Source organism: Streptococcus sanguinis (genome assembly GCF_026781265.1).
GTDB classification, from domain to species: Bacteria; Bacillota; Bacilli; order Lactobacillales; family Streptococcaceae; genus Streptococcus; species Streptococcus sanguinis_T.
Map to the genome: position 1 here is coordinate 149,840 of NZ_JAKUVC010000002.1, position 18,393 is coordinate 168,232.

The following is an 18,393-nucleotide window of genomic DNA, read 5'->3' on the forward strand; positions in this document are numbered from 1 at the left end:
TTCAAAGGAGGGGGATCGATGGCAACAAAAGAAAAATGGGTTGATCTCTTTGAAAAAGTAATTGGTCGAAAACCAACTGCAAGTGAGTTTCAAGCCGGCAAACAATCTAACTTTGACCCAAAAAAGATTAAGGAGATTGCAGGTGAAGCAGAGGAAGCAACTACAGAAACTTCGTCAGTAGAAAATACTACTGATGAAGCTTCTGATAATCAAGATATTGTTCAGGAGACACCTTCTGAAGATTCTATCACAGAAGAATCGGTTCAACCAACTTCCCAAGATGAGAAGCAAGGCGCATTTGAATCTAGTCAATATGAAGAACTTCGTAAGAATTGGTTGCAAGCTTTTGAAAATAATATTGGTCGAAAACCTACCAAAGAAGAATTTGCGGAGGCTAAGAGTCAAGGATTCACTAACCTGCCTATTCGGTCTGAACTACTCGACTCACAATTACCACAGAAGCCAGTAAAAAAGGCTAAAAAGAGAATATCAAAGAAGCAAGCAATCATGATTGGGGGGCCAACCCTTCTAGTTGCCGCTTTGATTGGAGCTTTCTTCTATTTAAACTCTATAACTGGAGTTAAAGTGGTCACAGAGCATTTTGCAAAAGCCGTCTCTAGTAAAGACTTTGATGAAGTCGCAAGTCTTCTCTCTACTCAATCCGATAAGTGGACACGTGCTGAAGCAAGAGCTTTAGTTGAGCACCTAGAGAGCCAGAAGATTAATCTCGAAACTGAACTCGATAACATTGTTGAGTCAAATGGCAAATCTGCTTATATCGATGACAACAATAATAAGATTTTAGGTGTTACTGAAAAGAGTAAGAAATTTGGTATTTTTCAGGAATATCAGATGGTTTCCTATCCAGTCAAAGTTAAAGTCAATACCAATTTGGATAATGCTACCATTAAACCTGGTGAGAAAAAAACTATTACTCTTAAGAAAAACACTGACACTGAATTGGGTGAATATCACTTTATCAAACAAGACTTTACTCTCAAAGGTAAGACGGATGTTGGAGATGTAGAGAGTAAGGTTCAGCTTGATTTAGCTTCGGCTAAGGATAATGAAATCAAACTCGAACTCAAGTCTGAAAAGAAACAGCTAAAAATTACTATGCCTTCTGAAACTTCAAAAGCAACAGATATTAAAATCGTTGTTAATGGTAAAGAGAGTGGTAGCAGTTTAACCCCTGAGTTGCAGCTTGTTCCTTATCAAGAACTTGAAATTTATGCCAAGTTTACTATCTCTGATACTACCTTTACTACTAATAAAGAGACAGCGATTGTGGAAGATGATACCACGAATGTGAAATTATCGCTTGCTAAGGAAGTAGTTTCTAAGATTAGAGAAAAGAACGAAGAAGCGAAAAAGGTTGAGGCTCAAAAAGCAAAAGTCTCTACTTTCCTTAATGACTACCGCAGTGCTGTTTTCAGCTCAGTTTCTAACAGGAGCAACAACTATTCTCAATACTACGATACCTCTAGTGCAGTATATCGAGAAATGGTTGAGTGGACCACTGGTGGTGGTGTTAAGAAAGCGAAAATTAACTATTATGAGCCAGGAGCTTTGGATATTCGCGAAATCAAGGAAGAAAATGGTTCCTATATCGTGACAACATATGAGGACTACACAGTCCACTATGTTGATAACACTCCAAATAGTGTAAATCGTAAAAATAAGACTTATTACTTGAAACCTAGCGGGGATTCTTTTGTAATCTATAATCTTGAAGTTTCAGAAGGTTGATATTGTGACAATGAAATACAGTAAACTAATTTTTCTTGCAGCATCTGTTCTTGTTCTAGGCGCGTGTTCGTCTGGTAAAGACACTACTGGAGATAGCTCTGATAAACAAGCGGCTAGCTCAACTAGTACAGTTAAGAAACAAGATGCTGAAAAAGACAAAAATTCTAGCCAAGATACGACAACATCTTCAGATAGCACTGATACTAAAAAAGAGCAAAATCACGAGGCCAAAACTCTTGATCAAAATGTTTCTTATAACGGAAGCTACTACAGTGTCAAAGGGAAATATAATGAGATTCTTGTTGTCAACAAACACTATCCTTTGTCTGCTTCCTATAACCCAGGTGAGAATGCGACTGCTAAAGCAGAATTGCTCAAACTGATTGCAGACATGCAGGCACAAGGCTATGCCATTAGCGACCAATACAGTGGTTTCCGCAGCTATGATACTCAGACAGAACTCTATCAAAATTATGTCAATCAGGATGGTAAAGCTGCTGCAGACCGCTATTCGGCTCGGCCAGGCTACAGTGAGCATCAGACCGGTTTAGCCTTTGACTTGATTGACAAGAATGGCAATCTCGTACAAGAAGCTGGAGCAAGTCAGTGGCTTTTAGATAACGCCTATAAATACGGTTTTATCGTTCGCTATCTAGAGGGTAAGGAAGGTTCAACTGGCTATATGCCTGAAAGCTGGCATCTGCGCTATATTGGTCAAGAAGCCAAGGAAATTGCTCAATCAGGCAAATCTTTAGAAGAATATTTCGGCATTACCGGTGGAGGCTATGAAGATCAGTAGTCACATCATTCATTAGAAGGAGGAAGAAAATGAAATTTTTTGTTACAAATCCCAATAATGATTTTGCAGAAACACCTGTGCAAGAAGAAGGCAGAATCATCCATCATCTGCATCTTGCCAAAGGAAAAGAGGTACCAGAGCACAGTGCTGATGCACTAGTAACAGTTGTTTGTTTGTCGGGAGATGTAAGCTTTTCTGCTGGAGAACAAACCGTTCGGTTAGTGGCAGGTTCCTTTTTGACGATGGAGCCCAATGAGCCACATAGCTTGGTCGGTGAGGAAGATAGCCACCTCTTGGTTATCAAACAACTAAAATATTAATAAATTCAAAATACTAGAAGCTAGAATAAATGCTTCTAGTATTTTTTACTACTCTTTAATACTTATTCATTTCTATAAATAAAAACCCATAAGAAAGGAATTCACAAACAGATTCTTTGATTCTTAAAACAAACTTAAGTTTAGCTTAAAAAAGTCTTAATATAAGCTTAAAATAAACTTAAATAAAAAATCGGAATGATAGGGTGAGGAGTTTTTATAAATAAGTAATAAAAATAATTTACATAGTGTAAACCAAATTATAAACATTTTTATATTGTTTTAGTTCGTAAATGAGAAGATTTTAATGATTTTTATAGATAAAAAATAGAAAATAAAACAAAAACACGAACTATAAAAAAATTACCCATAAAAATAATTTACACCTTGTTAACTAAAATGCTTGCATTCAAAAATTTCTTGTGCTATAATTCATCTCGAGGGTGAGATATGCATAAAAAAGTATTTTCAAGCATATTGACTTCTTTCTTTCTAAATCAAATACTATAAAAACATTTATGTGCAACCTTTAACAAGGTCGATTCACTAACTAGTGATTCGTTTTTTGCGTTTGATAATGATGGAGCAGTCAACTGTCAGCCGGCTGTATTTTCGTAAAATGCTTTTTTATGAAGTTGTGCACAAAAGATAAATTCCCCCCACAAAAATATGAAGTGATGTTGGTCACTTTGGAGGTTTAATTAATATGAACAATCGTTTCAGACTCTTATCAAGATCTGTTGTAGCGGCTGCGGCTATTATTCCAGCATTTGCTCTTGCGAATAATGCTCAGGCTCAAGATTATGGCTATGGTTATAATTACTATCAACTAGGCTATAATTACTGGAATGGCGGCTATAACAATTATAATTACGGCTATAATAACCGTTACAACAATTATAACTATGGTTACAACAACTATAATTATGGCTATAACAACTATAACTACGGCTACAATGGCTATAATTACAACTATGGTTACAATAACTATTATCCAGGCTATAACAACTGGAATTACAACTATAGCAACAATTATGGCTATAATGGTTGGAATAATTACAACAATCTTGCAAACGATGAAAACTACATTTACTGGAATGGTAACCATTACTACCGTATGACGGATGGTTCTTACCGCATCTATCGTGATGGTGAGTGGAAACCATTGACAAATACTAACAATAACAGCACATCCAATAACAACTTGGAAAACGATCCGCATTATCGTTATGAAAATGGTTATCATTATTATGTATTAGATAATGGCGACTATTACTACTATCAAAATGGTAAGTGGGTGTTTGTTAAGGATTCTGCTGATAACTCAACTAATCCAACAACTCCAAGCCAGCCGGAAGAACCAAAACCAGAAGTTCCAACTCCGACACCAGCGGAACCAGAGCAACCAACTCCAGCTCCAAATGATAGACCGGAACAACCAACAACTCCAGCAGAACCAAAACCTGAGGTACCAAGTGTTGATTTGCCAGAAAATCCTCCAATTAACGGTGCAGAAGGTGAGTTTGATCCATTTGCTCCGAAACCAGAGCAACCAGCAGAACCAAAACCAGAAACTCCAACAACACCTGCTGTGCCAGAAACTCCTGGTTTGGTAACGACTGATAAACCAAGTGAAGATCAAATCCCGTCATACGTTGAAAAACCTGCAGAAGGTCTTGAGCATTTAGCTTGGGCACCAAATGGACAAACTCCAAAATTGGTTTACCCACCAGGAAAACCAGGTGATAAAGCCCTTGAGAATGATAAAAATTACTACTTCGATGGTAGTACACACTACTATTATGTACCATCTAACACAGAGCGTACAGGTTATTCAGCATACTGGAAGTGGATTGGACAAAAATGGAAACTGCAAGGTATGACTGATCCAAACGATCCAGGTGTAGATCCAAAACTTCACGAAAACACTGCTGATGATGAATACATGTACAGTGATAAAAACTCTAGCGTGAAATTGTACTCAACTAACCTAGTGACAACTGCTAAAGCAGGTCAACCATTGCCATTCAAGAATGTTGAAGAGTTCAAGAACTACGTTATCGAAAAGATGAATCCTAAATTCCTTGATAACGCAGGATGGGATGCCAAGGTTGAATGGGAAATCGAAGATCCAGAAATCTTTGAGAATACTAAAGAAAACCCATATGCTAAGGATTATGTCTTGATCGCAAACCTTAAGAGTGGTGTTGAAGATAAGAAATACAGTGATGTAGAATTTGGTTATGTTAAGTTTGTTTACCGTGTTGAAGCAACAAACGATACAAACTATGACTATCTTTCAAAAGCTAAAGAAGCTTTCGCTAAAATCAATGAAGAGCGTAAAGCTCAAGGCTTGAAAGAGTTGACTTGGTCAGAAGACATTTATCAAAATCAAGCACTTCCAAAAGTAAATGAAATCTCACGTCAATACGATAGCTCAGGCTTTGTTGGACGTCGTGATGAAGATGCCTCTGTTGTCGTTAAGAAATGGGCTAACAGCGGTTTGAGAGACTTGCTTCTCGATCCTAACGTAACTGAAGGTGCAGTAGCGACAGTTGTAGACGGAAATGGCGTATACTACTGGGCTTACAGCTATAAATAATAAGGAATTTCATTCTTAAATATCTGTGCTCTTAATCTTTGGTTACATATAAACCACACTCCAAAAGTTGGATTTTAACCGTCTGACTTTTGGAGTTTTTTTGTTGACTTAACTAGGATACAAAAATGGCGGTTGTGAAAAGATTTTAAAGTTTAAAAAGGCGAAAAGAAATTTTTGAGTACAAAAAAAGCACCGATTGGTGCTTATGATTATTTGAGACCGTATTTTTTGTTGAAACGATCCACACGTCCATCTGCTTGAGTGAACTTTTGACGTCCAGTGTAGAATGGGTGTGAGTCTGATGAAATTTCTACACGGATCAATGGGTAAGTTTCCCCTTCGAATTCAACTGTTTCGTTTGAACGCTTAGTTGAACCACTAAGGAACTGGTAGCCGGTAGAAGTGTCCATGAAGACAACTGGGCGGTATTCTGGATGAATATCTTTTCTCATTTTACAAAAATTTCCTTTCTGCCATGGTCTCTTTGCGAGCCATAGATTAGTTACTTTGATAGTTTATCAAATTCTGATTGATTTGACAAGACTTTTAGACTAATTTCTTACTTTTTTACCAATTCTTTCATCTCGGTGTAAATTTGCTCGATTTCTTCTTTAGAAAATGCATTGGCTCCGCTGGCTAAGGGGTGTCCACCGCCGTGATGGTTTTTCGCAATACCGTTGATAGGAATAACCTTGCTGCGCATGCGGACACGATAGTGACCTTCAGGTTGCTCAACAAAGATAGCCCACAGACCGACTTCTTCAATTCGTCCAGGCGCTCCGACGATGGCTGCTGCGTCAGCATCGGTCAATTGATAGGCTTGTAAAACTTCCTGAGGCAGAATGACCCGCGCAGTACCATTTTCATCTATTTCCAATTGCTCATAGACATAGCCCTGCAGTTTAGCGACTTTGCGGCTGATAGAGTCCATTTTGCGAGACAAGGCTGATAAGTCGAAATCATATTGTCGCAGCTTGGCAGCTACTTCGAATGTGCGGGCGCTAGTGGAAGGATAAAGGAAGCGGCCAGTGTCACCGATGATACCAGCATAGAGGAGTTCTGCAGCTTCCTTGCTCAAGTCTAAGTTATTTTCAAAGGCAAAGAGAGCAATCATTTCACTGGCACTGCTGGAACTTGTATCTACCAGAGAAATATCTCCGTAAACTTCATCATCAGGATGATGATCGATTTTGATCAGGAAATCGCCTGTCGTGTAGCGTTGGTCGTCAATGCGAGCTGTATTAGCGGTGTCACACACGATAACTAAGGCCTCTTGGTATTCTTCGTCTGTAACTTGGTCCATTTGCGCCAACCACATGAGATTGGGTTCATCGTAGCCTGTCACTTTGATCGTCTTTTCTGGGAAGTGGTACTGAAGCAGCTTTTGCAGTCCGACCTGACTGCCAAGAGCATCAGGATCTGGCCGCATATGGCGATGAATGATAATAGTATCGTATTCTTTGATCTTACTTAAAATATCATGATAAAGAGTCATAAATAACCTCGTCAACTTTCTTTACCCATTGTAGCATAAGAGTTTTTATTTTTAAAATAAAAAAGATATGATATAATGAGAGCAGATTAGAATTTGGAGGAAACTATGACCTTAGCGAAAATTGTATTTGCCAGCATGACTGGAAACACCGAGGAAATTGCTGATATTGTGGCGGATAAGCTAAGAGACTTGGATGTAGAAGTTGAAGTGGACGAGTGCACCACTGTCGATGCAGAAGATTTCTTGGAAGCAGATATTGCGATTGTAGCGACCTATACCTATGGTGATGGTGAGCTGCCTGATGAGATGATGGACTTCTACGAAGACTTGTCCGGATTGGATTTATCTGGCAAGGTCTACGGAGTGGTCGGTTCGGGCGATACTTTCTATGACGAATTCTGCAAGGCTGTTGATGACTTTGATGCTGCTTTTGCTGCTACAGGAGCGGCGAAGGGCGCAGAAAGTGTTAAAGTGGACCTATCTGCGGAAGATGATGATATTGCACGCTTGGAAGCTTTTGCGGAAGGCTTGGTTAATAAAGCTTAAAGTGATAAATAGAGGAAACGGCTACGGCCGTTTTTTTGTGCGAAAGTGTTATTTTCTGACAATTCTCATGATTAGGAGTATAATGTAGGTAAGCGCTATCCATCAGAAAAAGGAGGAGCCCTATGAAAGAACGTGACTATGCTTTTGGCTTTCATGATAATGTCAAGCCACTCTTTTCGACTGGGAAAGGTTTGACCGAAGAAGTAGTTCGAGAAATCTCAGAAATCAAGAATGAGCCCCAGTGGATGCTGGACTATCGTCTGCGCTCCTTGGAACTCTTTCGTAAACTGCCCATGCCCGACTTTGGCCCGGATTTGTCAGGGATTCGCTTTGATGATGTTATCTACTATCAAAAGCTAAGCGGAGATCGGGCTCGCAGTTGGGATGAAGTACCAGAAGAGATTAAGAAAACCTTTGACCGCTTGGGAATTCCAGAAGCCGAGAAGCGCTTTCTATCTGGAGCTGTGGCTCAGTATGAATCTGAAGTGGTTTACCACAATATGAAGGAAGAGTTTGCCAAGCTGGGGATTATCTTCACTGACACGGATACGGCTGTTCAGGAATATCCGGACTTGGTCAAGCAGTATTTTGGTACTGTGATTTCAAATGCTGAGCATAAATTCTCTGCTCTTAATAGTGCAGTTTGGTCCGGCGGAACCTTTATCTATGTGCCTAAGAACATCCAGTGCCAAGTTCCTGTTCAGACCTATTTTCGAATCAATGGTGAAAATGCTGGCCAGTTTGAGCGCTCCTTGATGATTATCGAGGAGGGCGGCTCTATCCAGTATATAGAGGGTTGTACAGCACCGACTTACACAAGCAATAGTCTTCATGCGGCGAATGTCGAAATCATTGTCAAAAAGGATGCCTTTTTCCGATATACAACCATTCAAAACTGGTCGGACAATGTCTATAATCTTGTAACGGAGCGGGGGATTGTTGATGAAGGCGGCACCTTAGAGTGGATTGATGGGAACTTAGGCAGTAAGGTCAATATGAAATATCCGTGTAGCATTCTTAACGGTCGCAATTCAAGAACTTCTGTTCTATCCATGTCTTTTGCCAACTATGGCCAGCACTTGGATGCGGGGTGTAAGGTATTTCATAATGCACCCAAGACTTCCAGTACCTTAATTTCTAAATCAGTGGCTAAGGATGGCGGCAAGACAGACTATCGTGGTCAGGTCCGCTTTGGTAAGAATAGTGCAGGCTCCAAATCTCATATCGAGTGTGATACCATTCTGATGGATGGTGAGTCCAGTTCTGACACCATTCCTTTTAATGAAATCCATAATTCCAATGTCGCGTTAGAGCATGAAGCCAAGGTTTCCAAAGTGTCTGAGGACCAGCTCTACTACCTGATGAGCCGAGGAATCAGTGAAGAAGAAGCCACAGCTATGATTATCAATGGATTTATGGAACCTATTACCAAAGAACTTCCAATGGAATACGCCGTCGAACTCAACCAACTCATCAACATGAGTATGGAAGGCTCAGTTGGTTAAAAAGGTTCGGGGAACCTTTTTAATCTGTAGATAGGGGCTCGCATTTGCGAGTTCCCTTTAATCATGGTCCATTGGACCTTTTTATTTAGAATTGAACTAGAAAATTTTACTATATTTTGATATGATAGATAGAATACAAGGAGGAAGTAGATGACGTTAGAAGAAATCAGACAGGAAATTGATCAAGTTGATGATGAAATTGTTGCCTTGCTGGAGCAACGCATGAATCTGGTTGGCCAAGTCGTAGCTTTAAAAAAATTAACAGGCGCAGCTGTCTTGGATAGCAAGAGAGAAGATGTGATTTTTGCCAGAGTGGCGGATAAGGTTGAAAACAAAGACTATAAGGAAACTGTTATTGCGACCTTTTCTGACATTTTAAAACGTTCACGTGAATTTCAGAATAAAAAAATCTAATGAAAGAAGTACAGAACTCGATAGCTGTGGCTTTATCTGCGATGGCAGGCGGCTGGCTACGTTACCAAGTAGCGCTCTTATCAGTTTTTGATGATTCATTTCCGCTGGCTACCTTACTGGTCAATTATTTGGGAACTTTTTTGCTGGTCTATATTATCAAAGGCTATCTTAGCAGTAAAATTAAGTCTCAACGCCTAATTCTAGCGTTTTCGACCGGTTTTTGCGGAGGTTTGACGACTTTTTCTGGTCTTCTGCTAGACAGTATCAAACTAGCAGATTCAGGGCGCTATACGGAGCTTCTTATCTATCTAGTTTTAAGTGTAGGTGGTGGCCTTGCAATCGCTCTATGGGATGGAAAGCAGGTGAAGCCATGATGTGGGCGATGTTAATCTGTTGCGGCGCTGGTGCCCTTGTGCGTTATGTTTTCTCCAATGTCAATAGCAGAGCATTTTTGCCAATCGGGACTTTATTTGCAAACTTGCTAGGTGCTTTTCTAATCGGTTATTTTTATAATCATATCGAAGACAAGCAGCTTTATGTGATTTTGGCAACAGGCTTCTGTGGTGGACTGACGACCTTTTCCACTTTGAATGCTGAGCTGGCAGAGCTCTTTTCGGAGCGAAAGAAATTTGTTCTCTATTTGGGTTTGACTTATATCCTCGGATTTTTAGCGATTCTTTTGGGAATTTTCATTTAAACATCTTTACATTTTTAGAAATTTTGATATAATATAGTTTGTGCCTAATGGAAGCACAAAAAACGGCTAATCCGCTGCGGTCTTGAACCTTAAGATTAGTAAGATAGGAGTAGAAAAAATGAATCCATTAATCCAAAGTTTGACTGAAGGTCAACTTCGTACTGACATCCCTGCATTCCGTCCTGGTGATACTGTCCGCGTTCACGCGAAAGTTGTCGAAGGAAGTCGCGAACGTATCCAGATCTTTGAAGGTGTGGTTATCGCTCGTAAAGGTGCTGGTATCTCAGAAACATACACCGTTCGTAAGATCTCTAACGGTATCGGTGTTGAACGTACTTTCCCAATCCACACTCCACGTGTTGACAAGATTGAAGTCGTTCGTTACGGTAAAGTCCGTCGTGCTAAATTGTACTACCTTCGTGCATTGCAAGGTAAGGCAGCGCGTATCAAAGAAATTCGCCGTTAATCTTAGAAAGACTCTGTCATTGGGCAGAGTTTTTCTCTAAGTCCCCTTAGTTCAATGGATATAACAACTCCCTCCTAAGGAGTAGTTGCTGGTTCGATTCCGGCAGGGGACATTCTAAAAGCCTGACTAAGGCTTTTTTCAATACTCTCAGGAGGAAAAGAGATGACTTTTTGCTTTATTGGTGGTCTGGGGTGCAATGTTTATTACCCACAAGACTTTTTCACCGCCTTACATCTTCCAGTTCTATATCTGGACTTATATGGCCAAGAAATTCGCCGACCAAGTGAACTGGAGCAGTGGTTTGGTGGACAAGTTGATTTGACCGAAGATGTGACCCTGCTTGCCCATTCTATGGGGGCTGATTTCGCAGTTTATTTAGCTTCTGTTTTTCCCTCTGTTAAGAAATTAATTCTGCTGGATGGTGGTTTCTTAGATTTAGAAAAAATCTGCAGTTTAGAAGAGGAAATTACAGATGCAAAACTTTATTTAGAAAACACCAGCTACGTTAGCGTAGATGAAGCTATTTCTTCAGAAAGAAAGGAAGCCAAGCATTGGTCACAAAACTATGCTAAAGCAGTCAAAGCCAATCTTGTCTTTAATAAAAAGGCTCAGGCATGGAAATTGGGAATTTCTCAGCAAATTGTGAAGAACTTGCTTACGCTGAGACGACTTATGTACGGACGTTTATCTAAACTCAGCGACCGCCAAATTAATTTATTTATTCCTAAAGCAACTGAAGTTGCTCCTAATTGGAAAGATCAGGCTTTGAAAGAATTACCTGATTATGTTCAGTTAATTGAAGTTGAAGATTGTGGCCACAATATTTATGTAGACAATCCTTTGGGGCTGGCTAAGATGGTAAGGTCTGTTTTAGATTGAGAGTTAGAATACTCTTTTTCATTTAAAACGATAATTAGTGACTTTAAAGAATGAAATATTGCATTTGAAAAGAGACCTAAATTTTAGGTCTCTTGTTCTCTATTTCCCAAAGCAAAATTGGTTAGGTATACTTTATTTTTACTCTAGTTGTTTGATGATTTGGCTTTTTCTATAATCGCGTCAATATCAGCAGTTCCAGAAACTCCAAATTTTGCATAGACGTCATTAACTGGACCAGGATCAACATCAATGCTATTGATATTTCTACCTTCTGATGTGATAGACATATATTGTCCATCAGTTCTAATCATTACCCAAAGGCCTTGCGAAGCGAATAGATAGCCATCATCTTTCTTTACGACCTTACCGATTTCAGGAAAAGTAATAAAAGCACCTTCGGAAGTAATAGAAACTTCCTTGCCATCTACTATAGTAGAGTTGGAGCTACTGTTAGTGCTTGGAGTGCTGCTGGAGTCAGAAGATGAACTGGATGAGGAAGAGCTATCAGATTTACTAGATGATTTAGAACTGACCTTACTGCTAGAGGATGATTTTCTGGAAGTTTTGGTCTTATCACTTGATTGAGCTGGCTTCTTTGATTGAGATTGGGCACAAGCAGCCAAACTTAATAGACTAGTTGCTAGTAAGAATACTTGAAAGGTTTTTTTCATGGAGAATCTCCTTTTTGATATGATAGGATTATTTTATATGAATTTGAAAATTTTAGCAATAGTCTTATTAGAGGGCGATGGGACTTAATAGAATTAGGGACAGTAGAACAAGTGTAAGTTTGGAAATGACAGGTATTTATTGTTCTCTATTTCCCCAAGCAGAATTGGCTGAAGAGTTGGGTGATAAGCTCGTCTGGTGCAGCGTCACCAGTGATTTCTCCAAGTATCTCCCAAGTGCGAGTCATATCGACTTGGAGAAGGTCAACCGGCATCCCCGTTTCCAAGCCTTGGTTGACGGCTTGCAGGCTTTCTAGGGCTTTTTCAATCAAGGAGATATGGCGGGCGTTTGACAGGTAGGTAGCGTCTTGCTCGACGATACCAGCATTTTCAAAGAAGAGCTGATTGATGCGTTCTTCAATTTTATCGATATTTTGATTGTGGAGGACGGAAATCTTGATGACATCAGTTGGCAACTGGTCCAACTCAATCTTTTCTTTCAGGTCAGTCTTGTTAAGCAGGACGATACGATTGCTATCTTGGCTGATTTCAATCAATTGTCTGTCCTGGTCTGTCAGAGGCTCGCTGGCATTTAAAACTAATAGAACCAAGTCAGCTTCCTGCAGGGCTTTTTTAGAGCGCTCAACTCCAATTCGCTCCACAAGGTCATCGGTTTCTCGAATCCCTGCGGTATCGATGAGTTTGAGCGGCACACCCTTGATATTAACATACTCCTCGATCACATCACGGGTCGTACCCTCGATATCAGTCACAATGGCCTTGTCCTCGCGCAGGAGATTGTTGAGCAGGCTGGACTTGCCAACATTGGGCCGGCCGATGATAGCAGTGGAAATGCCTTCGCGTAAAATCTTACCTCGTCGTGCAGTATTGAGGAGATTGCTCAGCAATGCCTCGAACTCAGCTGTTTTTTCTCGCATAAGTTGGGTCGTCATCTCTTCTACATCGTCGTACTCAGGATAGTCGATGTTGACCTCGACCTGAGCCAGTGTGTTGAGAATTTCCTGACGAGTATTGTTGATAAGATTGGAGAGAGAGCCATCCAGCTGCTTGACAGCATTATTCATGGCTTTATCGGTCTTGGCGCGGATGATGTCCATGACAGCCTCAGCCTGAGTCAAATCCACGCGCCCATTGAGAAAGGCCCGCTTGGTAAACTCACCAGGCTCAGCCATTCTAGCACCCTCTCGGATAGCAAGCTGCAGGATTTCATTCGTAACCGCAATCCCCCCGTGGGTGTTAATCTCGATGATATCCTCGCGCGTGAAGGTTTTGGGAGAGCGCATGGCACCAAGCATAACCTCATCCAGAATTTCCTGATTTTGAGGGTCAACGATATGGCCGTAGTTGAGCGTGTGGCTTTCCACTTTGCTTAGATTCTTCCCTTTGAAGATTTTTTGGGCAATAGCAAAGCTGTCAGTCCCGCTCAGTCTAACGATTCCGATAGCCCCTTCGCCAAGAGGCGTAGAAATCGCAGCGATTGTATCAAATTCTCTGGTAATCATACTGTATTTTTCCTTGTTTTTTAAAATCAATTACCCTAATTGTAACGCAAAAATCAAGGAGGAGCAAGGCTTTCGATTATCAAGCGGAAGGAATGCAATTTAAGTCTGGCAAAGAAAACACTTTCATGTTAGTGAGAATCATGATATAATAAAAGTAGTGTGATTCGAGGAGGTGCTATGGAAAATCTAAAGAAACTGGCAGGAATCAAGGCTGCTGAATTTGTCCAAAGCGGGATGATTGTTGGTCTTGGGACGGGTTCGACCGCCTACTATTTTGTTGAGGAGATTGGCCGGCGTGTCAAGGAGGAAGGACTGCGGATTACAGCTGTGACGACTTCTAGTGTCACTAGCAAACAGGCTGAAGAGCTGGGCATTCCGCTCAAGTCTATCGACGATGTGGATCAGGTGGATGTCACTGTTGATGGTGCTGATGAGGTTGATTCAGCTTTTAACGGTATCAAGGGTGGTGGCGGCGCACTACTCATGGAGAAAGTCGTAGCGGTGCCTACCAAGCACTATATCTGGGTAGTCGATGAAAGCAAGATGGTTGAGAAGCTAGGTGCCTTCAAGCTACCAGTAGAAGTTGTTCAGTACGGTGCTGAGCAGCTCTTTCGTCGCTTTGAGCGAGCGGGCTATAACCCAGCTTTTCGTCAGAAGGACGGTCAGCGTTATGTCACGGACATGCAGAATTTCATTATCGACTTAGATTTAGGTGTGATTGAAAATCCAGTTAAGTTTGCACAAGAACTTGATCATGTTGTGGGCGTAGTAGAGCATGGACTGTTTAATCAAATGGTAGACAAGGTCATTGTTGCTGGAAAATCGGGTCTTCAAGTTTTAGAAGCCAATAAATAGAAAGAGGTATTTTATGCCAAAATTTAATCGTATTCACTTGGTAGTCATGGACTCAGTTGGTATCGGTGCTGCGCCAGATGCCAATAACTTTGTCAATGCAGGGGTACCAGATGGTGCTTCAGATACTCTGGGACATATTTCCAAAACTGTAGGACTGAATGTGCCAAATATGGCTAAAATCGGTTTGGGAAATATCGAGCGCCCTGCTCCTTTGAAGACAGTTCCTCAAGAAGAAAATCCTAGTGGTTACTACACCAAGCTGGAAGAAGTATCACTCGGAAAAGACACGATGACAGGCCACTGGGAAATCATGGGTCTCAATATTACTGAGCCTTTTGATACTTTCTGGAATGGCTTCCCAGAAGAAATCCTGACTCAGATTGAAGAGTTTTCTGGTCGCAAGGTCATTCGTGAGGCTAACAAGCCATACTCTGGTACAGCAGTTATTGATGACTTTGGTCCTCGTCAGATGGAAACAGGCGAGCTGATTATCTACACCTCTGCAGACCCAGTATTGCAAATCGCGGCACACGAAGAAGTGATTCCTTTGGAAGAGCTCTATCGTATCTGTGAATTCTCTCGCTCTATTACCTTGGAACGCCCTGCGCTTCTGGGACGTATCATCGCTCGTCCTTATGTAGGTGAGCCAGGCAATTTTACTCGTACAGCCAACCGTCACGACTATGCCGTTTCTCCGTTTGAGCCAACTGTACTTGATAAGCTCAATGAAGCTGGAATTGACACTTATTCTGTTGGTAAGATAAATGACATCTTCAACGGCGCTGGAATTAACCATGACATGGGACACAATAAGTCTAACAATCATGGTGTAGATACTTTGGTCAAAGCCCTGAAAGACGAAAACTTCAAAGAAGGTTTCTCATTCACTAACCTAGTAGACTTTGATGCTCTTTATGGTCACCGCCGTGATCCACATGGCTACCGTGACTGCCTGGAAGAGTTTGATGCTCGCATCCCAGAAATCATTGAAAACATGCGTGAAGATGATCTGCTCATGATTACTGCTGACCATGGTAATGACCCGACCTATGCTGGAACCGACCACACTCGTGAGTACATTCCGCTCTTAGTCTTCGGAAAATCGCTGAGCGGTCATGGTCATATTCCTGTCGGACACTTTGCGGATATCTCAGCTACTGTTGCTGAAAACTTCGGAGTGGACAAGGCGATGATTGGTGAAAGTTTCTTGGACAAATTGGTATAAGCATAATAAGAGAGTGAGGAAAATGTTTTATGACAAGCTTATCAGAAAAAATCAAAGCAACAGCAGCCTTCTTAAAAGAAAAAGGGATGACAGAGCCTGAATTTGGTCTGATCTTGGGATCTGGTTTGGGAGAATTGGCTGAAGAGATCCAAAATGCCGTTAGTCTTGACTATGCGGATATTCCAAACTGGGGCCGCTCAACTGTTGTTGGTCACGCTGGGAAATTAGTCTATGGAGACTTGGCAGGACGTAAAGTCTTGGCACTGCAAGGCCGTTTCCACTTCTATGAAGGAAATCCTTTAGAAATCGTTACTTTCCCAGTGCGTGTGATGAAGGCTCTTGGTGCGAAAGGTGTTATTGTCACTAATGCTGCCGGTGGTATCGGGTATGGTCCAGGTACGCTTATGGCTATCACTGACCACATCAATATGACTGGTCAAAATCCTTTGATCGGTGAAAACTTGGATGAATTTGGTCCACGTTTCCCTGATATGTCTAAATCTTACACTCCAGAATACAGTGCCGTCGCTCACAAAGTTGCTGATAAGCTTGGTATCAAGCTGGATGAGGGTGTCTATATCGGTGTAACTGGACCGACTTATGAAACACCAGCAGAAATCCGCGCTTATAAGACACTTGGAGCGGATGCAGTTGGCATGTCTACTGTTCCTGAAGTGATTGTAGCGGCACATTCTGGTTTGAAAGTCCTTGGAATATCATGCATTACAAACTTTGCTGCTGGGTTCCAAGAAGAGCTTAATCATGAGGAAGTGGTTGAAGTAACAGAACGTGTCAAAGGTGATTTTAAACGACTACTTAAAGAAACACTTGCTGAATTGTAAAGATGTTGAAAGGCGGAGTGTCTGGGTTGGTAATTAAACTCGTAACAGCTTTTCTATCTATGCTGATAAAATCATTAAACTAAAGAAAGGTAGAGCGAGGTGTTCAGATTTGAACACGATCGGAAAATTATCTTTCAAATAAATACAGAAAGGAAGGGCGTCTGAGTTTGAATTGAACTCGGGCTAGTCTTTCTATGGAATATTAAAATTAAGAAAGAAAGGAATTGAACCCACCCTAAAAGCGGTGGGAAAAAGATAGATGGTCTTGCGAGCATCGCTCACTGCGACCATCTCCTATTTTCCCTTTGCTTTTGACGGGTTTGGTATCTTAACTATGTCTATTCATATTTCTGCTAAGCCAGGTGAAATTGCGGATAAAATTCTTCTTCCAGGGGATCCGCTTCGGGCCAAATTTATTGCGGAGAATTTCCTGGAAGATGCTGTTTGCTTTAATGAAGTCCGCAATATGTTCGGCTACACTGGTACTTATAAAGGTGAGCGTGTTTCTGTTATGGGAACGGGGATGGGAATGCCCTCAATCTCTATCTACGCGCGTGAGCTGATTGTTGACTATGGTGTGAAAAAGCTGATTCGTGTGGGAACAGCTGGTTCGCTGAATGCTGATGTGCATGTCCGTGAATTAGTACTGGCGCAAGGAGCTGCAACTAACTCCAATATCATCCGCAATGACTGGCCACAGTATGATTTCCCACAAATCTCTAGCTTTGATTTACTAGACAAGGCTTATCACATTGCCAAAGGTCTTGGTATGACAACCCATGTTGGGAATGTCTTGTCGTCTGATGTCTTTTATTCAAACTACTTTGAAAAGAATATTGAGCTTGGTAAATGGGGCGTTAAGGCAGTGGAAATGGAAGCGGCAGCTCTTTACTATTTGGCTGCTCAACACCATGTGGATGCCCTTGCTATCATGACGATTTCTGACAGCTTGGTCAATCCAGAAGAAGACACGACTGCAGAAGAACGTCAAAATACCTTTACCGATATGATGAAGGTTGGCTTGGAAACCTTGATTGCAGAAGCATGAAACTAGATGTCAAAGAAGCCATTCACTTTGCTATTTCTCGCTATGACTATGCTTATGCTCATAAACTAGCTGAGCGATCAGGAAACAGTGTCCAGTCTGACTTGGTTCTGCTTCTTGGCGCTTTAGCGGAGCGAAGAGAGCTCAACATCCAATCTATGATGAATCTAAAGTTGGAAATCACTGGGTCTGACCTAGCTGATTTTCAGCTTTTTTGCCATGAAAATGAAGCGGACGAACAGCTGGTCAATTACCTTTATGACCTCGAAGCCAAGCTAAGGAATGAGCAGCTGATTGATTTTATCCGAGCTGTCAGTCCAGCTATTTATCGGATTTTTATGCGGCTGATTTGCATGCAAATACCAGATATTGAGAGCTATATTCATAATTCTCGAGGAGCTAGTTACGACAGTTGGAAGTTTGAAAAGATGCGACATTCTGATAATCCTGTCCTGCAAAATTTTCATGCAGAAAGTACGGTCAATTCTTCTAGCTTGACGGAGCTGATTTTGCAGTTGCATTTGTCTGAATCCGTCAAAGAATCAGCACAACAGCTAAGAGAGTTAGAAAAGTCAGTCCGCAATCCACTGGCTCATCTTATCAAGCCTTTTGATGAGGAAGAATTGCACAGGACGACAGGTTTCTCATCTCAGCACTTTATGGAGCTTCTGGTTGATTTGGCTCAGGAGACAGGCATAGTTTATCAGAGGGAACCTTTTTACTTCGACCGAGCGAATGCAGTCATAGAAAGTCTCTTATAAGGAGT

20 protein-coding genes and 1 tRNA gene are annotated in these 18,393 nt (G+C 41.2%); 17 read left to right on the plus strand and 4 right to left on the minus strand.

Annotation, left to right across the window (positions count from 1 at the left end):
• Positions 1–18 precede the first annotated feature (18 nt).
• From MK370_RS01570 to MK370_RS01585, 4 genes are all read left to right on the plus strand, one after another.
• Positions 19–1,749, plus strand: a complete 1,731-nt coding sequence (locus MK370_RS01570; RefSeq protein ID WP_268683870.1) for a TcaA second domain-containing protein — start codon at positions 19–21, stop codon at positions 1,747–1,749.
• Between the two features lie 10 nt (positions 1,750–1,759).
• A complete protein-coding gene (gene ldcB / locus MK370_RS01575; RefSeq protein ID WP_268683871.1) occupies positions 1,760–2,548 on the plus strand; it encodes an LD-carboxypeptidase LdcB/DacB in 789 nt (262 codons plus the stop codon).
• A 29-nt stretch (positions 2,549–2,577) separates the two neighbouring features.
• On the plus strand, positions 2,578–2,868 hold the full coding sequence (locus tag MK370_RS01580) for a cupin domain-containing protein (RefSeq protein WP_002895366.1): 291 nt from the start codon (positions 2,578–2,580) through the stop codon (positions 2,866–2,868).
• A gap of 703 nt (positions 2,869–3,571) precedes the next feature.
• A complete protein-coding gene (locus MK370_RS01585) occupies positions 3,572–5,467 on the plus strand; it encodes a CAP domain-containing protein (RefSeq protein ID WP_268683872.1) in 1,896 nt (631 codons plus the stop codon).
• A gap of 209 nt (positions 5,468–5,676) precedes the next feature.
• Here MK370_RS01585 and MK370_RS01590 read toward each other — a convergent pair whose 3' ends face one another.
• Positions 5,677–5,919 carry a type B 50S ribosomal protein L31 gene (locus MK370_RS01590; protein ID WP_002895374.1) on the minus strand — a complete coding sequence of 81 codons (243 nt, stop codon included), beginning with the start codon at positions 5,917–5,919 and terminating at the stop codon, positions 5,677–5,679.
• A 107-nt stretch (positions 5,920–6,026) separates the two neighbouring features.
• Positions 6,027–6,962, minus strand: a complete 936-nt coding sequence (locus MK370_RS01595; RefSeq protein ID WP_268683873.1) for a DHH family phosphoesterase — start codon at positions 6,960–6,962, stop codon at positions 6,027–6,029.
• Between the two features lie 105 nt (positions 6,963–7,067).
• Between MK370_RS01595 and MK370_RS01600 the strand changes: the two genes are divergently transcribed.
• The 8 genes from MK370_RS01600 to MK370_RS01635 all read left to right on the plus strand — a co-directional run bounded on the left by MK370_RS01600 (position 7,068) and on the right by MK370_RS01635 (position 11,469).
• Positions 7,068–7,508: a flavodoxin gene (locus MK370_RS01600; RefSeq protein WP_268683874.1), complete on the plus strand. Its 441-nt coding sequence runs from the start codon at positions 7,068–7,070 to the stop codon at positions 7,506–7,508.
• 122 nt (positions 7,509–7,630) lie between these two features.
• Positions 7,631–9,013 (plus strand): Fe-S cluster assembly protein SufB, encoded by a 1,383-nt coding sequence (sufB, locus tag MK370_RS01605; RefSeq protein ID WP_268683875.1) that lies wholly within the window; start codon positions 7,631–7,633, stop codon positions 9,011–9,013.
• Between the two features lie 150 nt (positions 9,014–9,163).
• On the plus strand, positions 9,164–9,427 hold the full coding sequence (locus tag MK370_RS01610) for a chorismate mutase (RefSeq protein WP_268683876.1): 264 nt from the start codon (positions 9,164–9,166) through the stop codon (positions 9,425–9,427).
• Positions 9,427–9,801, plus strand: coding sequence for a fluoride efflux transporter CrcB (gene crcB, locus MK370_RS01615; RefSeq protein WP_268683877.1), 375 nt, complete (start codon positions 9,427–9,429; stop codon positions 9,799–9,801). The genes MK370_RS01610 and crcB (MK370_RS01615) overlap by 1 nt, the downstream gene beginning before the upstream one ends.
• Positions 9,798–10,124: a fluoride efflux transporter CrcB gene (gene crcB, locus MK370_RS01620; RefSeq protein WP_268683878.1), complete on the plus strand. Its 327-nt coding sequence runs from the start codon at positions 9,798–9,800 to the stop codon at positions 10,122–10,124. The genes crcB (MK370_RS01615) and crcB (MK370_RS01620) overlap by 4 nt, the downstream gene beginning before the upstream one ends.
• Before the next feature lie 118 nt (positions 10,125–10,242).
• The gene (gene rplS, locus MK370_RS01625) at positions 10,243–10,590 is read left to right on the plus strand and encodes a 50S ribosomal protein L19 (RefSeq protein ID WP_002900259.1); all 348 of its coding nucleotides are present in this window, start codon (positions 10,243–10,245) and stop codon (positions 10,588–10,590) included.
• A gap of 40 nt (positions 10,591–10,630) precedes the next feature.
• A tRNA-Arg gene (locus MK370_RS01630) sits at positions 10,631–10,702 on the plus strand.
• Positions 10,703–10,752: 50 nt separating this feature from the next.
• Positions 10,753–11,469 (plus strand): alpha/beta hydrolase, encoded by a 717-nt coding sequence (locus tag MK370_RS01635; RefSeq protein WP_268683879.1) that lies wholly within the window; start codon positions 10,753–10,755, stop codon positions 11,467–11,469.
• Positions 11,470–11,612: 143 nt separating this feature from the next.
• On the opposite strand, the gene MK370_RS01640 is transcribed toward MK370_RS01635, so the two are convergent.
• Both MK370_RS01640 and mnmE read right to left on the minus strand, forming a co-directional pair.
• Entirely contained in the window at positions 11,613–12,140 is a 528-nt protein-coding gene (locus MK370_RS01640; RefSeq protein ID WP_268683880.1) for a hypothetical protein, read from the minus strand.
• 146 nt (positions 12,141–12,286) lie between these two features.
• Positions 12,287–13,660, minus strand: a complete 1,374-nt coding sequence (mnmE, locus tag MK370_RS01645; protein WP_268683881.1) for a tRNA uridine-5-carboxymethylaminomethyl(34) synthesis GTPase MnmE — start codon at positions 13,658–13,660, stop codon at positions 12,287–12,289.
• A 177-nt stretch (positions 13,661–13,837) separates the two neighbouring features.
• On the opposite strand from mnmE, the gene rpiA reads away from it, so the two are divergent.
• The 5 genes from rpiA to MK370_RS01670 all read left to right on the plus strand — a co-directional run bounded on the left by rpiA (position 13,838) and on the right by MK370_RS01670 (position 18,388).
• The gene (rpiA, locus tag MK370_RS01650) at positions 13,838–14,515 is read left to right on the plus strand and encodes a ribose-5-phosphate isomerase RpiA (RefSeq protein ID WP_268683882.1); all 678 of its coding nucleotides are present in this window, start codon (positions 13,838–13,840) and stop codon (positions 14,513–14,515) included.
• A gap of 13 nt (positions 14,516–14,528) precedes the next feature.
• Positions 14,529–15,740 carry a phosphopentomutase gene (locus MK370_RS01655; RefSeq protein WP_268683883.1) on the plus strand — a complete coding sequence of 404 codons (1,212 nt, stop codon included), beginning with the start codon at positions 14,529–14,531 and terminating at the stop codon, positions 15,738–15,740.
• Positions 15,741–15,769: 29 nt separating this feature from the next.
• Positions 15,770–16,582, plus strand: a complete 813-nt coding sequence (locus MK370_RS01660) for a purine-nucleoside phosphorylase (RefSeq protein ID WP_268683884.1) — start codon at positions 15,770–15,772, stop codon at positions 16,580–16,582.
• Positions 16,583–16,916: 334 nt separating this feature from the next.
• Entirely contained in the window at positions 16,917–17,630 is a 714-nt protein-coding gene (gene deoD, locus MK370_RS01665) for a purine-nucleoside phosphorylase (protein ID WP_268684457.1), read from the plus strand.
• Complete coding sequence (locus MK370_RS01670; RefSeq protein ID WP_268683885.1) at positions 17,627–18,388, plus strand: hypothetical protein; 762 nt, start codon at positions 17,627–17,629, stop codon at positions 18,386–18,388. The genes deoD and MK370_RS01670 overlap by 4 nt, the downstream gene beginning before the upstream one ends.
• The last annotated feature ends 5 nt before the right edge of the window (positions 18,389–18,393 follow it).